Below are 15737 nucleotides of genomic sequence, written 5' to 3'. Positions count from 1 at the left end.
GCCGATTTTTTCCCGCAATATGGCCGCGTCTCATCTTCCGCACCGCAACACTATGCTGTCTTCGATTGCGCGCCCGCATCCATCGCCCAACATGAATAAAAGCGATCGGGTTCTTTGTTTTCTCGACGCAAGTTTTGTCTTCGCTCGCCCAGGCTTCGGGTCAACTCGTCGATTACGTCTCGCCAAATATCGGTGGCATACGCTTTTACAGCCGTTCAGCCGATGAACTCACGAGCTACGCCTTCGCGAACCTGACCTCAAACGACGCTCCATGATCCGTGATGCCCCGCTTGGTTGAGACCCGAATCTTGCCCCCATGCTTTTCGACAATCGTCTGCGTGATCCAGAGCCCCAGACCGGTTCCCGTTCCCTGTTTGGTTGTGAAGAACGGCTCAAAGATCTTTCCGATCAGCTCCTCGCTTATGCCGGGCCCCGAATCGGAGACAGAAAGAACCGCGTCCTGTTGGTCTTCGAAGACCGCGAGCTGCATGTTCCCGTCGGGCTCCATCGCCTCAACTGCATTCGTCAACAGGTTCGCGACAACCTGTCGTATCTCTCCCTTTACGCCTTTGATCTGAACCTTCTCGTCGAGTTTGAGCTCGATCGCAATCCTTTTGTCTGTGAATCGCCTGATGTAGAGCTGGAGCGTGTCCGAGACACTCTGGGAGAGGTTCAGAGTCATCGGCGTTCGCATGTCCCTATAAAAGCTCAATGTCTGCCGTGTAATGTGAGCAATACGGGTCACCTCTGCGAGAGCAGCACCGGCCGTCTCTCGAATCGATTCGGTCGCTCCATTCGAACTTTCAACGATGTAGAGCAAATTGGTGAGAGCTTCGAGCGGGTTGTTAATCTCGTGTGCTATGGCAGCGGCCATTCGTCCCGCAGTCGCGAGTTTCTCGGATTGAACCAGAGCAGAGCGGGTCAGTTGCTCGGAAGAAAACAGGATGCAGTTCTGCAGAGCCAAGGCTGCTCTGTTCGCGAGATCATCGGCCAGGATGAGGTCTGACTCCGTGTACTCGCGATCCTGATCCAATTGAAATGCGATCAAACCGATGGACCTCGTACCACTCGAAAGCGGTGCCACAAGCAACCGACTATTTGCCATGCAGACGGTTGTTATTGCCGAATGCGGCTTCATTGCCGCAATCAGGTCCTCATCGTCGCGTTTCCCTATCGGGAAGTAAGACGCTGCGCGTCCGGGAGACTTCTCCAGGAATATCCGGCATCGGTCTGCGAACCGCGGAACGATCGCCTCGCAGATGTTGGTTGCGGTATCCGAAATGGACAGCGATTCGCTCAGGCGCGTGCCGATGGTTGCGAGAAAACGAAGTGCCTCTTCCGCGTCCGCTGTGCGCAGCATGCGGCGAATCAAAGTGACAAGTTCGGAGGGATACACCGGCTGAGCGAGGTAAGCGTCAGCGCCTCCAGACAGCCCCGAGACTCGCAACTCGGGATCGCTGAAGCTTGCCGATACCTGCAGCACCTGGAGATGAGGCGACATCTCTTTCATCTGCCGCGATAGCTCATATCCGCTGATGTCGGGAAGTCTGACGTCCACGACCGCAAGCGCCGGGTCCCTTTCCATTAGTTTGAGGGCTTCCTTGCCTGTTCCAGCCTCGAGCACGTCAAAACCCTCCGTCTCGAGGATCCGACGCATGGCGTAGCGCTGCTCGACGGTATCGTCCACGTAGAGGATCGGCCGCTTCTTGTGATGTATCAATGCGCCTCCCTCGATTCGTGAAGATCGCTCATGCCGAGGTTCAGGAGCACGCGCTCCAAAGCTACGCGTTGATCTTCTGCGTCGCCGTGATCCTTATTGATGTAAACGAGCGAACGGCGCTGGATGTACGCCTCTTCCTCGGGCGTTAGCACCTTGGAGCTGACGAGCACGATTGGCAGTTCAGCGGTGTCTTCGTTCTCTCCCAGTTCCTCGGCGAAAGCAAGTCCGTTCTCCTCTGGCATGACGATGTCCAGGAAGATGACGCTGGGATGATATGTTGCCAGGCAGCGGCGAGCTTCGACGAGAGAAGATGCCTCGAGGAGCTTCGCACTGGTCAGCGTAACGAGTGTGCGACGAAGGATGTACCGCGAGACCTCATCGTCGTCGATGATGAGCATCGTTGCCTCGCTCTTAACCGGCTCGGGCCGAACAGTTGATGATTTTACTGCCGTCGGGATCTCAACATAAAAGGTCGAGCCTTCGCCGAGAGTGGATTCAAGCCAGGTCTTCCCGCCCAACAGCCCAGCAAGCTGGCGCGACAGCGGAAGGCCGAGACCGCTGCCCTTATGGCGGGGCCGCTGATCGCTTTCAACCTGTCCCCACTCCTGCCAGACGAGTTCTGCGTGTTCCGGCGCGATGCCGATCCCCGTGTCCCTCACCGAGAAGCGAACACCGCCATCGCGCGTGAGGTTCGCTCTTACATGAACCGTGCCCCGCTCAGTGAACTTGAGTGCATTGGAGATGAAGTTCCGAAGTATCTGCGCCAGTTTGCCTTCGTCCGTGTAGAGGCGGGTTGACACTATGGGACTGTCTTCGATGATGAGCTGGACATTCTCGTTCATGGCGAGTGGGCGAAACATACCGCGCAACGCGGCGAAGAACTCGGCGATCGTGAACTCGGATGGCCGTGGCGTGACTTTGCCCGCTTCAATCTTCGCCAGGTCGAGAAGATCGTTGACCATCTCCGTCAGGTTCTGCGCAGAGCGCTGAATGAAGAGCACCTGCTTCTCTTGTTCCGCGCTCAACTCGCCATCGATTCGCCGAATCAGTAGTCCGGCCAATGAAACGATGGAGTTGAGCGGCGTGCGCAGCTCATGGGTCACTCCCGAGATAAAACGCGATTTCATCTCTGAGGCTTGCTGCAGCTCCTGCGCGCGGTCCTCGAGTTCCGCGTACAGAACCATGACGCCGCGATTGGTCTCCTTCAACTCCTGATTTAGCTGGCTGAGCTCGCGCTCGCGTTCGCGTAGCTCGTTGAGAAGGCGCATCATCTCGTGATTCTGCGCGTGCAGAGCGGAACTTGCATCCTGTGGACCGAGTGCCGCAAGGTGGTCGGCGATTATTTTCTGTGCCGGGACGGGCCGCCCGCGTGGAAGATACTTGAGCATAACTACGGTTGTTCCGGTGTCAGAGCTCTCGATCTTCAGATCGTCCAACAGCCGCCGAGAGCCGGCTATGCCCACGCCCATACCTGATGCAGATACGAACGTCCCGTCCCAGATGTCCTCGAGATTCTTGATCCCTCTGCCCTTGTCCGTGACGATGATCCGAAACGACGGGCGATCGTCGCGGTCTAAATAGAATTCGACGGTACCGCCCGCCGCATATTCGAACGCGTTGCGCGCAATTTCGGAAACTGCCGTGGCAATCCGCGTCTGGTCCTGTCCGTCGAATCCGAGAATATGGGCGATCTGCTTCGCACGTTGGCGCGCGAGCAGGAAGTCCGTCTCGACAGCGAGCGTAACGCAGAGCAACCGGCTTGAGCTGTTTCTATGCAAGGCGGCTCACCAGGAGGGTCGCGTCATCGCGACCTCGAAGCTGCTCGGAAAAGAGAAAGGGCCCAATCACGTTCGGCGCTTGCGAGAGCAGCAAAGAGGGGATGCCTAGCTTCGCTTGCGTGGTCAGACCATCTGAGTGCATCAAAAGCAGGTCACGGCGTTTGTACGGATAAGAAAACTCCTGGACACGGCGAAGCTGATGCCCAAGAGTGCCGTTATAAGAGACAAGACTTTGGTTCTTTTCGTCCGCCATCAGAACGCAGCTGATGTTGCCGATTCCGGCGAAATCCAGAGTACCAGTCTCAGGATTCACTCGTACCACAGCTCCTGCAGCTCCGCGAGTGGATCTCATTGCCGCGTGCATCTTCTCAAGGCAGGCCGCCGGTGAGATTCCAGGATGCTTATGTAAGATCTCGATAGCCACCTTTGCAGCCTCTGCGGCCAGCATGCCGTGGCCTAAGCCATCGACAACGCAGAAGCTGCGCCCATCCGCAGAAACATCCCACCCGTCTCCGCTGAGTGTCTCGCCATGAATAGCAGTGCAGATCACGGAAAAGTCGGGCTCGGGAGCTCGTTCAGCCATACGCGCGGTCACGACAGTAGTGCGCTCCGGCACTGAAAACGCCCCATATCGTATGGCGAAGCGCTGTACCGCACCGAGCCCTAATCCCGGAGTCGATTTTGTACTAAAGCCGTCTTCGAGACAACGCTCCACGTCCACCATCCCGGGGCCATGATCGACGGCTATGATGTCGAACGCCCCGGTCTTCTGGATGTATTGAAAAAGCAGTTGGCCGGAACCCGCATGCTGCAGGATGTTGTTCGCCAGCTCTACTGTGACAACGTTGACTGCAGAGCGGCGCTGTTCGTCCAGACCCGCCACAGACGCAAGCTCATTGGCTGTCCGGCGTGCGAGTGCGACTTGCGACGAATCCTGAATAGGAACGATCGTGGTTTGCTTTAGCGGCTCCATTTTGTGATGGTGACGGTTGTCCCTTCGTTTAGCTTGGATGCAATGTCGAATTCATCCATCAGACGACGGGTACCGCCGAGCCCCAGCCCCATACCGCTTCCACTCGTAAATCCATCCGTCATGGCCTGCTGGATGTCTTTTATTCCAGGCCCCTGATCCGCGAAAATCAGCCGGAGGCCTCTCTTCAGACCGTTATTAAGGACGTCCATGCGAAGGTTTCCCCCATGCCCGTAATCGATTGTGTTGCGGGCAATCTCGCTCGCCGCAGTAACGATTTTGGTCTGATCGACGATGCCGAAACGAAGGTCGGCCGCCAACTTGCGCACCGAAGTGCGAACCGTCACCACATCCTCAGACGTTCGAACGGCGAGTGTCTCAGATTTCAGAACTTCCATCTGCTAACTCCTCCGCTTCGAGCTCCTCATTAGCACGAGATACGTCGGCGCGCAGAATCTCCATGCCGCGTTCAACCGTCAGGGCGGTCCGAATTCCTGGCAAAGACATGCCCAGCTCCACCAGCGTGATCGCGACTGCCGGACGCATGCCAACAACGACGGTCTGCGCGTCAAGCACACGTGACATCGACGCAATATTTCCCAGCATTCGGCCAATGAAGGAATCCACCACCTCAAGTGCCGAGATGTCGATGAGAACGCCGCGTGAACCGCAGCGCACAATCTGCTCTGTGAGATCGTCCTGCAACTGCATGGCAAGCCGGTCGTGCATGTCTACCTGCACAGTAATCAGGAGAAACTCGCCCATCCGCAGAATAGGTATATGTTCCATGAATCGCTCCTGAATTATGCCTTGCCCGCAACGAGGGCTCTACGGACTACGGTGTGACCTGTGCGCTGCATCGCGACGCGGAAGGCGTCGGCAAGACTTGCCTTCGTCACAATGTCCCCCAGCTCAACGCCGAGGTGCACGATCGTCTGAGCAATCTGCGGACGTATACCGCTGATAATGCACTCCGCTCCCATCAGACGCGCCGCCGTGACCGTCTTCAAAAGATGTTGTGCCGTGAGCGTGTCCACCGTGGGAACGCCGGTAATGTCGATAATTGCGAGCTCCGATCCCGTCTCAACGATTCTCGCCAGAAGATTCTCCATGATCGTCTGCGTGCGGCTTGAGTCCAGCGTGCCGATAATGGGCAGCGCCAGAACCCCATCCCACAGTTTCACAACAGGCGTCGAGAGCTCCAGCATCTCCTCCTGCTGGCGGAGAATGACGGCTTCGCGGGACTTCTGATACATCTCTGTCGTAAACAGACCCAGCCTGTCGAGCAGCAGCGTCGCATTCCATATCTCGGCAACCTGTTCCTCCGCCTTCGGCAGGGAGGTGCGAATCTGTGCGAATAGAGGCTGCTTGAACGAGAAAATAAAAAGCGCTGTGTCCTTCGGGCTGAACCCCAGAGCCGCACGGCTCGAAGATATCTCTTCGAGGAATTTACGTACCTCTCTGTAATTATCCCCCTCGACGTCGACCACGTTGCCCCTTGTGGCTGCCTCCTGCACCAGTTGAAGGAAGCGTCTGGATTGTGACCTCACCTCTGCATCGGATAGGCGATTGCTCGAATCCTTGATCTGACCCTGCTCTCGCGTCCAGTCGTCCAGGAGGGTTCCTTCATGCTGGCGAAGAATTTCGGGAATTTTCGATGTGCTCACACGGACCTCTTCTGGTATATGGTTCTAACGGAACACCCAGTATAGCGATAGCTCGGCGTTCAGATGTTATGTTTGCGTGCGAACTCGGTCCATAGCGACGAACCGGCTCACTTACATTAAGATCGATCCTTACAGATACGGAGGGAAAGGGAGCCTTGGATCATCGAATCATCCTGGTCGTCGATGACAATCAAACTCATCAATACGCGCTCGGGAAACATCTCGAGGGGTCTGGTTTCGAGGTCATGCAGGCCACAACCGGCTCGGAGGCGCTGAAAATGGCCGCTTCGCGTCGCCCGGATGCAGTCCTGTTGGACATTAATCTGCCGGATATGACCGGCTTTGATGTTTGTCAGAAGTTGAAAAGCGATCCACAGACCAAGTCGGTCCCTGTCATCTTCCATTCAGCGACGCATGACACTCAATCGGCCAGAACTCACGCCATGGATCTCGGCGCAGTTTCTTTCCTGAGCTACCCAATCAGAGTTGAACATCTGGTTTCGGTACTGCGAGGAGCGTTTCTGCAGGCCGATGAATCGTGACGCTACGCTTCCGAGGACCAACAGCGTCAAGGGCTTCATCCAGGGCGTCCTTGAACTAATTAGCCATGGCGAGAAAGATTCCCCTACTTGACCTGCGCAACTTGGGCTGAAGACCCCCGCCATCGGACCTCAAGGACGTGATGCGCTATCTGGCACCTGCGAGCAGCCAGAAGACGTCCCGGTTTTCACTCGGGCGAGTGCCAATAGCATTGGACATAACTGAGAAATGAAATGATGAGCAGCGATCTGCAATTGCGTCAGCACGTTCAAGATGAACTGGACTGGCAGGTTTGCGCAAGAGCGTTTGCTCCTCCGATCCTGCGGATCTAGGGAGAGCGTAGGAACAAATGCGCACTGGTGCTGCATTTTCGGTCACGAAAGCTTGTGACCTTGATCACTGCCGTCTGCCGAAGTGGAGGAACAATCTGGCTTTGGCACGATTCGAAGTCGCACCCGGGGTGGACGATGAAGGCAGCGGTGCTGACAAAACTAGGTGCAGCAGACGCGAACCCACTCTCGATTCGAGACATTCCCACGCCCATTGTTGAACCGGGCTTTGCATTGCTGAAAGTGCTAGCGTGTGGCATCTGCCGCACGGACCTCCAAATCATTGAAGGACATCTGCCACCAAAAGGTCCGTGCATCATTCCCGGCCATGAAATCGTGGCAGAGGTCGTCCAATCGCCCCAGAAGCGCTTATCTGCAGGCATGCGCGTCGGCGTGTCCTGGGTTGTGGGGACAGACGGAACATGGCGCTTCTGCCGCGCAGATAGAGAAAATCTGTGCGATCCGCCGGTGTACACGCATCACGATGCATACGCCGAATACGAGCTCCTGAAGATCGCGGCTGCCCTCCATCTTCGACCTGAGGTAGATACCTATCGACTGGATCAGGTCAATGCAGCCTTACGTGCTCAGGAGGCGGACCAATTGAATCACACGGCCGTCCTTCTACCTCAAGCATGAGATGTCCCATGGCAACGACAGCTAACATTTCGTTCCCAGGGTTGAGTTCTCAGGAAGCTACCGCAAGGATCGAAGAATTTGGCCCGAACGAATTGCCCAGGAAGCACGGCAGGCAGCCGTGGCTGGATTTCCTGGTTCTTTTCACGAATCCGCTCGCGATTATCCTGCTGATCGCGGCAGCCATTTCCCGTCTAATTGGCGAAACCTTTGACGCCACTTTGATCGCCGCCCTCGTGCTCCTTGGAGCCACGATCGATTTCGTACAGTCCTACAGATCGCGCAAGATCATCGAGCACCTTCGGGCCAAGGTCGCGGCCACGGCCTCCGTGCAACGCGATGGCACTTGGCAAGAGCTCCCCAGGCGTGTCCTTGTTCCTGGTGACATCATCCGATTATCCGCCGGCGATTTGATTCCGGCAGACGCGCGGCTCTTTGAAGCTCGCGATCTGTTCGTACAACAGGCGATGCTCACGGGGGAATCGGCGCCTACGGAGAAGACGGCATCGGATACTCCTGCGTCGCAATTGCCGAACGCACCGAACATGATTTTCGTGGGCACGTCTGTCGTGAGTGGCACCGCCATTGCTGAGGTGATCGCGACCGGTTCCCGAACTGCGTTCGGTGACATCGCGGCGCAGCTATCGGAGCGAGCGCCGGAGACCGCATTCGATATCGGTTTACGCCGATTCGGCTACCTAATCACAAGGTTCGTTTTCGGACTCGTGCTCTTTGTGTTGCTAATTAGCTTGGCTCTGCATCGACCAGCCTTTGATTCGTTGCTGTTCGCGGTCTCTCTCGCCGTGGGACTCACACCCGAGTTTCTCCCGATGATTACCTCTGTCACCCTCTCACGCGGGGCACTGGCAATGGCGCGGAAACAGGTCATTGTGAAACGACTTCCCGCAATCCAGAACCTCGGCAGCATCGATATTCTATGCTGCGATAAAACGGGCACACTCACATCGGGCGCTCTGGAATTGCATGGGACCCTCGGACCGGATGGGAAAACCTCGCCGCGGGCCCTCGCGGCCGCACAAATCAACAGTCAACAAGAGACCGGAATTCGCAGCCCATTGGATACGGCTATCTTAGCCACTCCAATGAGTGGTCTCTCTATGCCTAGGAAGCTGGATGAGATTCCTTTCGACTTCCAACGCCGCCGCCTCTCGGTTGTAGTGGAGCGAGACGGCAAGAGCATCCTGATATGCAAGGGGTCGCCGGAGGGAATCCTGCCTTTAGTGACCGCCATTGCGAGTGGCGACCGCGAGCTGCCTATAACGGCGGAGCAGAAGAATTTCCTTACGGATCTTTACAAACGAGAGAGTGCCAATGGCTTTCGCGTACTTGCAGTTGCCGAGCGTCAGCTCGATCCTCGCGGCATTTACACTGTTGCGGATGAGAACAATCTGACGTTTCTGGGTTATCTCTCATTTTCCGATCCGATTCTGCCAGACGCTGCCGAGACCATACAGCACTTGAAGGAAGATGGAATCGAGATCAAGATCCTTTCGGGTGACAGCGATCTCGTAACCAAATACATCTGCCAGGATGCGGGAATGCCCATCTCTGGTGTAGTTCTAGGCGATGATCTGGAAAACATCAGCGAGCCGGCACTGGTGCACCTCGTAAACGAGGCGAACATATTCGCTCGTCTTTCTCCTGCACAAAAGGTGCGTGTCCTGAACGCATTGCGACACTCAGGTCATGTGGTCGGTTTTATCGGGGATGGCATCAATGACTCACCTGCGATGCATGCCGCCGATATCGGGATCGCCGCACCGCATGCTGTAGACATTGCACAAGACGCTTCAGACGTGGTGATGCTGAAGCCCGGTCTCAATGTTTTGCACGATGGCATCGTGGAGGGTCGTAGGGCCTTCGGGAACGTCATGAAGTATTTGCTAATGGGGACCAGCTCTAACTTCGGCAACGTATTGAGCATGGCCGCGGCATCAGTCGTACTTCCCTTCCTTCCGATGCTTCCAACTCAAATTCTTCTGAATAATTTCCTCTATGACCTCTCTCAGCTCACAATTCCCACTGACAACGTCGATCCGGAGTACATCCAGAAGCCACAACACTGGGACATTCGAACCATACGGCGCTTCATGGTTCTCGTCGGCCCAATCAGTTCTCTATTCGATTTTCTGACCTTCTACGTCATGCTTCGTGTCTTTCATGCAGGCGAGGTCGAGTTTCATACAGGTTGGTTCGTTGAATCGTTAGCTACGCAGACATTGGTCCTGTTGATCATTCGAACGATGCGGTCGCCGCTGCGTAGCAGGCCGTCCAACGGGTTGCTGATCACCGTCGCGGTTGCCGTAATAGCTGGCCTATGGCTTCCCTATTCCCGCTTCGCACAGCGATTAGGCTTTGTCGGTCTGCATGCGCGATATTTCATCTTCCTCGGACTAGCCACCGGGGCCTATCTGCTGTTTGTGGAGTTCGCGAAGCGGAAGCTTTTCCCAGTCCGCGACCTCGTCCCCCACCTCGCGACTCCTGTTCTAGCCTCACCGGTGCACTAAGTCGCTCTGCGATTCGGAGACTTAGTGCACCGGCCCGCGCAGTTGTGACAGTCATCACATCTGAACGAACGCGTTCAAATGAATACTAAAGTTCACCTCAACAGGAGGGGAGCTTATGGAACCCGCACCCTTACAGAAGCAAAATCCACCCGCTACGGTATTTCCAGAAGCTGCAAAACAGGCAGTGCTTCAGAAGCTCGTCGTTGCCTACGATTTCTCGACCGCGTCCGAAACAGCTTTACGTTACGCAATTGAGATTGCCAGGACTTTTCACTCTGAGATCGTGCTCGCTCACATTGAAACCCCGGGAACGCTCAGCGAGATGATGGACGAGGGCGTTGCTAAGGCGAAGGTCGAGATACTGGCAGAGCGTCACGAGTTGGATCAGCTGTCGACCCAATTGCAGTCGCAAGGGATCAAGGCTTCATATCTCATCCAGAGTGGATCCCCTACGGATCTTTTGGTCCAATTAATATCCGAACGCAAGCCCGACCTCCTGTTAATGGGCGCTTATGGGTATCACGCGGCTGACCGCATCACGCTCGGATCGACTGCCGAGTATCTCCTGCGATCTGTCAGTTGCCCAGTCCTTATCGTCGGCCCATCGGTTGCGCAAGCTTCGGCACACGGGATAAGACTGTCCGAGATTGTGTATGCATCCACCCTGCCAACCAGTCAGGGACGAGCCCAGGAGCTCGCTCGCGATCTAGCCAGGAAATTTGCAATGCATATCCACGTCGTCCATATCGAGCCTTACGCAACACGTGTCATCGATGGCGCCAGGCTGCGCGAATTAGAGATGCGGGAGGAGAAGATTGCGGACAACTTCAGGCGCCAAGGGATCGGGTCCAGTTGGACTCTGCGATTCGGATCTCAGCAGGATCACATATTGGAACAGGCTAAAGCAGCTTCGGCTGACCTGCTGTGCTTTGGAATCGTGCATCCTGCAACTGATCCATCACAGATGGGACCATTGAGCGCGATTATTCGCGCGGCGAAGTGCCCAATTCTCACAGTGCCCGGGGCCGCCTAACAGGCGATCGCGGGATCTTCGCGAAAGCTTGTGATCCGCATCACCATATTCCGTGACGAATGACCCGGCGACGCGTTGGCATTACTGCGATGATCCCAGATGACCGGGAGGCAGTGAATGTCAGGAATTCTAAAACTAGCATTCAAGCTGCTGGTGAACGATCGGGCAAAGTTCAATGGTCTGCTGATAGGCATCACGTTTGCGGTTTTTCTGATGATCGCAATGACTTCCATGTTCGCCGGCGTATTGAACCGGGCCTCATCTACTGTGATCAACATCGGGGCGCCGATCTGGATCATGGATCCGAGCGTCAACACAGTCGCAAACACCATCGGGATCCCCGACTACACGCTGGACGCAGTACGTAGCATCAACGGCGTCGATTATGCAGTCCCCTTGTTCTCTGGCGGCGCGCTCGTAAGGCTGGTAAATGGCACCTACCAGTCGGTCAATGTTATCGGGCTTGATGACACGAGCCTGTACGGCCGGCCGCAAATGGAAACGGGGAAAATTGAAAGCATCTATGCCGAGAACGCGTTCATCGTTCTCCACGACTCAGAGTTCGCCAAACTCAACAATCCGAAGATCGGAACGGAGTTTGAGTTGAACGATCACCGTGGTGTGATCATTGGCATCGCGAAAGTCACCACAAGTGGTCTCTTTGGAACACCCACGCTCTATACAACGTATGAGCGTGCTATCCAGTACATTCCCAACCCGCGGTATACGATTTCGTACATTCTCGTGAGGCCCAAGTCCCAGGCCGATGTCGTCCAAATCCAAAAACAGGTACGAGCGCTCGGATACCTGGCATTGACAAAGGACCAGTTTATCCGCCGCATTTCGGACTTCTACACATATCAAACGGCGCTCGGACTCAACATCATGCTGATGACCGCTATCAGCTTCATCGTGGGTCTTTCGATTTCAGGTCAGACCTTTTACACGTTCATCCTCGAAAACCTGGACAAATTTGGGGCTTTGAAGGCGATCGGTGCAAAAAACCGCGATCTCGTAAACATGATCGTTTTTCAGGCGGGATTTACAGGGCTGATCGGATACGGACTCGGCATTGGCTTGTGCACGTGTGTGATCGCCATGGCTCGGCTTCGTATTCCCGATTACGCATCGATGATCACATTTCTAAATCTTGCTCTCGGACTTTCAATGGTGCTAATCATCGCAGCCATCTCTGGCTACATCGGAGTCCGCAAGGTGCTCCGGATTGAACCCTTCGAGATATTCCGGGGATAACCATGTCACAGGTTGCGATACAGGCGATCGGTCTCACCAAATGGTTTGGTGAGGGCGACGCTCGCACCAATGCGGTTAGAGCGGTCGATCTTGTGACCTACCTCGGCGAAATCGTGTACATTGTCGGGCCCTCTGGCAGCGGAAAGACAACGCTGCTAAGCATGTTGTCGGGAATCCTGCGGCCGAACGAAGGAACCGTGACGATGGAAGGCCAGGACATCTGGTCTTTGCCCAATGACAAGCTCGCAGACTTTCGCCTCAATCGAATCGGGTTCGTTTTCCAGGACTACCACTTATTTCCTCGCCTTACGACCGCCGAAAACGTTGCAATTCCGCTCATTCTGAGACGCATTCCATGGGATCAGGCTCTCCGAGAGGCGGAGAAATATCTTGACGTGGTCGGGCTCAAGAGCCGGGCGCAACTCCCACCGGTGAAGCTGAGTGGAGGCGAACAACAACGCGTGGCCATTGCGCGAGCCATGATCAGCCAGCCCGACATTCTGATCATGGATGAACCGACCGCATCGTTGGATGGCGATACCGGCCGGTCAATTCTCACCTTTGTGAAAACGAACATTCTCAATGGAAACCGCTGCATTGTTGTGGTGACTCATGATGCCCGTATCAACGAATTCGCGACCCGAATCTTGACCATGGAAGATGGCAAACTCCTGAGCGGAGCGGGGAGCAAGGAATGAAAGACAAACTCCTATTCATTCTTTCGGGGATTGGCATTCTTCTGGGGTGCGCTGCAGCTGTTGTCTTCGCGATTCAAAAGCCGGCACAACCGCCACTATTCAATCCGGCCTCGAACCCTTATGCCGCAGGCATTTACGCCGAAGGGATCGTGGAAAGTGAACAAACGAGCGGATCGAATATAAGCGTCTACCCGGAGGTTCCAGGAACAGTAAGCAAGATCTTTGTGAATGAGGGGCAGAAGGTCCATGCTGGTCAGCCGCTGCTTCTAATCGACGACTCTGTGCAACGAGCCACAACCGAGCAGCAGGAATCACAGGCGCAGGCCGCTCATGCGTTGCTCGAGGAGCTACACGCACAACCACGGAAAGAAAACCTGGAGATTGCCGTCGCGCAGGTGGAAGCCGCTAAAGCATCTCTGAAGACCACAAGCGATGAGCTCGCGAAGCAGCAGTCTGCGTATAAAGAGGACCTTCGTGCCGTAAGCAAAGATGCTCTTGACGCTGCCATCAACGCTGAGTTGGTGGCAAAGGCGAATTTGAACGTTGCACAACGTCAGTACGAGCTCACCAAGGCGGGCGCCTGGAGCTATGACATCCGCAATCAGGAAAGGCAATACGAGGCGCTGCACAGGTCGGCACTGTCATCGAGTGCGCTGCTCGCGAAATACACGCTACATGCTCCCACCGATGCGACAGTGCTTACGCTGAACACGGCTCCTGGCAGCTACATCTCTCCGCAGGGAGCCTATGACATCTACACGGAAGCATCCCTACCGGTGCTGGTGCTCGGCCCGCAGCAGAATCGCCTTCATGTTCGCTGCTATATCGACGAGATTCTTCTATCGCGCCTGCCCGCGCCCGAAAACATCAAGGCACAGATGACAATTCGTGGAACTGACACAAAAATTCCGCTCCGGTTCGAACGGATTCAGCCATTTGTTTCACCGAAGATTGAACTCTCTGACCAGCGGCAGGAACGCGTCGACGTTCGAGTATTGCCGGTGATCTTCAGCTTTGCGAAGCCGCAGAGAGTGAACCTCTACCCCGGAGAGTTGGTCGATGTCTACCTTGGGAACTAAAACACGGCTCGTGATCGGAATTCCCTTCGGTCTTCTGTTGGGAACGCTGCTCCTGGGCTGCACCGTTGGGCCAAAATACGTACCTCCGACGGTTCAAGCACCGGCAGCATATAAGGAGCTCTCGCCAGGTGAAATGGTAGGTGGTGTCCGTTGGGGGGCGGCCAATCCCGCCGATGCTTTGACGCGTGGCCGGTGGTGGGAAAGTTTCACCGATCAGGAATTGAATACGCTTGAGACAGAAGTTGTTATCTCGAACCAGAACATAGCGGCAGCAGCAGCAAACTATGCGACGGCACGTGCGATTGTTCGCGAGGTCCGCTCGCAGTATTTTCCTTCTCTTACTGCTGGCGCTTCTATCGGATACTCCAGGAGCTCTGTGTTTCCGGCTGCGAATCTTACTTCTGGAACGACGTACGCAGAATATTCACTTCCAGTGGAGGCATCCTGGGAACCCGATCTGTGGGGGCGTGTGCGGAACTCAGTGCATTCGGCGGTGTTCGCCGCCCAGGCCGATGCCGCAACCCTCGCAAATGTTCGTCTTACCGTCCAGGCGCAGTTAGCGATGGATTACTACTTCGTCCGGACGCAGGACTTACTGGCAAAATTGCTCGACGACACGGTAGCGTCCGATCGGCAGACGTTGGATCTGACCCAGACTCTCTATCGTTCCGGGTTGACAACCGACGAGGCAGTTTCAGCTGCCGAGGCACAGCTTCGTTCCGTTCAGGTGCAACGGGAGAGCGTGCGCATAGCGCGGGCACAGTATGAACATGCCGTCGCCGTATTGCTGGGAAAGGCACCGGCCGATTTCAGCCTCTCTCCGGCTGTCGCCGAGTTGATCCCGCCGGCCGTGCCGGTGGGAGTTCCATCGGAACTCCTTGAACGACGTCCCGACATCGCGGCAGCCGAGCGTACGCTGGCCCAAGCGAATGCACAAGTCGGAGTCGCGAAGAGCGCCTACTTCCCAAATGTCACCCTCTCCGGAACCGCAGGATTTACCGGACTCAGCGCATCCGACTGGTTTACATGGCCCAGTCGCATCTGGGCACTTGGACCAGCAATTACGGAAACCATCTTTGATGCTGGGTTGAGGAGGGCGACGGTTCAGCAATATCGCTCTCAATATGACGCTGCGATCGCCTCTTACAGACAAACCACGTTGACAGCTTTCCAGCAGGTGGAAGATAGCCTGGTAGCTTCGCATGTACTGGCCGGAGAGTTGGAACAGCAGAATCAGGCTATAGCTGCGGCACAACGAGCGTTTGATGAGGCAACCGTCCGATACAGAGCCGGGCTCGATCCTTACCTTAATGTCATCCAAGCCCAGCAAACGCTCCTCAACTATCAAGAGACGGCGGTGCAGATTCGGGCTCAGCAGATGACGGCAGCCGTCCAGTTGATCCAGGCTTTGGGAGGCGGCTGGAAGGTGCAACAGCTACCAACAGGCGCGATGGTGGCCAAGACCAAATAGCACTCATCGCGCCCTGTATCGACTGGGATGCGCT

General features: G+C 55.7%; 14 protein-coding genes. 8 read left to right on the top strand and 6 right to left on the bottom strand.

Annotated features, from left to right (window positions below; all coding sequences use genetic code 11):
• Positions 1–235 precede the first annotated feature (235 nt).
• From VGU25_03765 to VGU25_03740, 6 genes are read right to left on the bottom strand one after another with little or no spacing between them, the layout of a single operon-like run.
• Positions 236–1720 carry an ATP-binding protein gene (locus VGU25_03765; protein HEV2576308.1) on the bottom strand — a complete coding sequence of 495 codons (1485 nt, stop codon included), beginning with the start codon at positions 1718–1720 and terminating at the stop codon, positions 236–238.
• Positions 1717–3498 (bottom strand): ATP-binding protein, encoded by a 1782-nt coding sequence (locus VGU25_03760; GenBank protein HEV2576307.1) that lies wholly within the window; start codon positions 3496–3498, stop codon positions 1717–1719. The genes VGU25_03765 and VGU25_03760 overlap by 4 nt, the downstream gene beginning before the upstream one ends.
• A complete protein-coding gene (locus tag VGU25_03755) occupies positions 3491–4471 on the bottom strand; it encodes an ATP-binding SpoIIE family protein phosphatase (protein ID HEV2576306.1) in 981 nt (326 codons plus the stop codon). Before VGU25_03755 ends, VGU25_03760 begins: the two co-directional genes overlap by 8 nt.
• Positions 4459–4866, bottom strand: coding sequence for an anti-sigma regulatory factor (locus VGU25_03750; protein ID HEV2576305.1), 408 nt, complete (start codon positions 4864–4866; stop codon positions 4459–4461). The genes VGU25_03755 and VGU25_03750 overlap by 13 nt, the downstream gene beginning before the upstream one ends.
• A complete protein-coding gene (locus tag VGU25_03745; GenBank protein HEV2576304.1) occupies positions 4847–5257 on the bottom strand; it encodes an STAS domain-containing protein in 411 nt (136 codons plus the stop codon). The genes VGU25_03750 and VGU25_03745 overlap by 20 nt, the downstream gene beginning before the upstream one ends.
• Positions 5258–5271: 14 nt before the next feature.
• Positions 5272–6135, bottom strand: a complete 864-nt coding sequence (locus VGU25_03740; GenBank protein ID HEV2576303.1) for an STAS domain-containing protein — start codon at positions 6133–6135, stop codon at positions 5272–5274.
• A gap of 155 nt (positions 6136–6290) precedes the next feature.
• On the opposite strand from VGU25_03740, the gene VGU25_03735 reads away from it, so the two are divergent.
• From VGU25_03735 to VGU25_03700, 8 genes are all read left to right on the top strand, one after another.
• On the top strand, positions 6291–6677 hold the full coding sequence (locus tag VGU25_03735) for a response regulator (GenBank protein ID HEV2576302.1): 387 nt from the start codon (positions 6291–6293) through the stop codon (positions 6675–6677).
• A gap of 465 nt (positions 6678–7142) precedes the next feature.
• The gene (locus VGU25_03730) at positions 7143–7643 is read left to right on the top strand and encodes an alcohol dehydrogenase catalytic domain-containing protein (protein ID HEV2576301.1); all 501 of its coding nucleotides are present in this window, start codon (positions 7143–7145) and stop codon (positions 7641–7643) included.
• Between the two features lie 8 nt (positions 7644–7651).
• Positions 7652–10168 (top strand): magnesium-translocating P-type ATPase, encoded by a 2517-nt coding sequence (gene mgtA, locus VGU25_03725; GenBank protein ID HEV2576300.1) that lies wholly within the window; start codon positions 7652–7654, stop codon positions 10166–10168.
• A 115-nt stretch (positions 10169–10283) separates the two neighbouring features.
• Positions 10284–11201 (top strand): universal stress protein, encoded by a 918-nt coding sequence (locus VGU25_03720; protein ID HEV2576299.1) that lies wholly within the window; start codon positions 10284–10286, stop codon positions 11199–11201.
• 117 nt (positions 11202–11318) lie between these two features.
• On the top strand, positions 11319–12455 hold the full coding sequence (locus VGU25_03715; protein HEV2576298.1) for an ABC transporter permease: 1137 nt from the start codon (positions 11319–11321) through the stop codon (positions 12453–12455).
• A 92-nt stretch (positions 12456–12547) separates the two neighbouring features.
• Entirely contained in the window at positions 12548–13153 is a 606-nt protein-coding gene (locus tag VGU25_03710; protein HEV2576297.1) for an ABC transporter ATP-binding protein, read from the top strand.
• Positions 13150–14232: a biotin/lipoyl-binding protein gene (locus tag VGU25_03705; protein ID HEV2576296.1), complete on the top strand. Its 1083-nt coding sequence runs from the start codon at positions 13150–13152 to the stop codon at positions 14230–14232. The genes VGU25_03710 and VGU25_03705 overlap by 4 nt, the downstream gene beginning before the upstream one ends.
• Positions 14213–15703 carry an efflux transporter outer membrane subunit gene (locus VGU25_03700; GenBank protein HEV2576295.1) on the top strand — a complete coding sequence of 497 codons (1491 nt, stop codon included), beginning with the start codon at positions 14213–14215 and terminating at the stop codon, positions 15701–15703. The genes VGU25_03705 and VGU25_03700 overlap by 20 nt, the downstream gene beginning before the upstream one ends.
• Positions 15704–15737: the final 34 nt, after the last annotated feature.

Source organism: Acidobacteriaceae bacterium (assembly GCA_035944135.1).
GTDB lineage: Bacteria > Acidobacteriota > Terriglobia > Terriglobales > Acidobacteriaceae > Granulicella.
The sequence above is the reverse complement of the archived record's forward strand: the minus strand, read 5'-3'. Positions and strand labels throughout refer to the sequence as shown.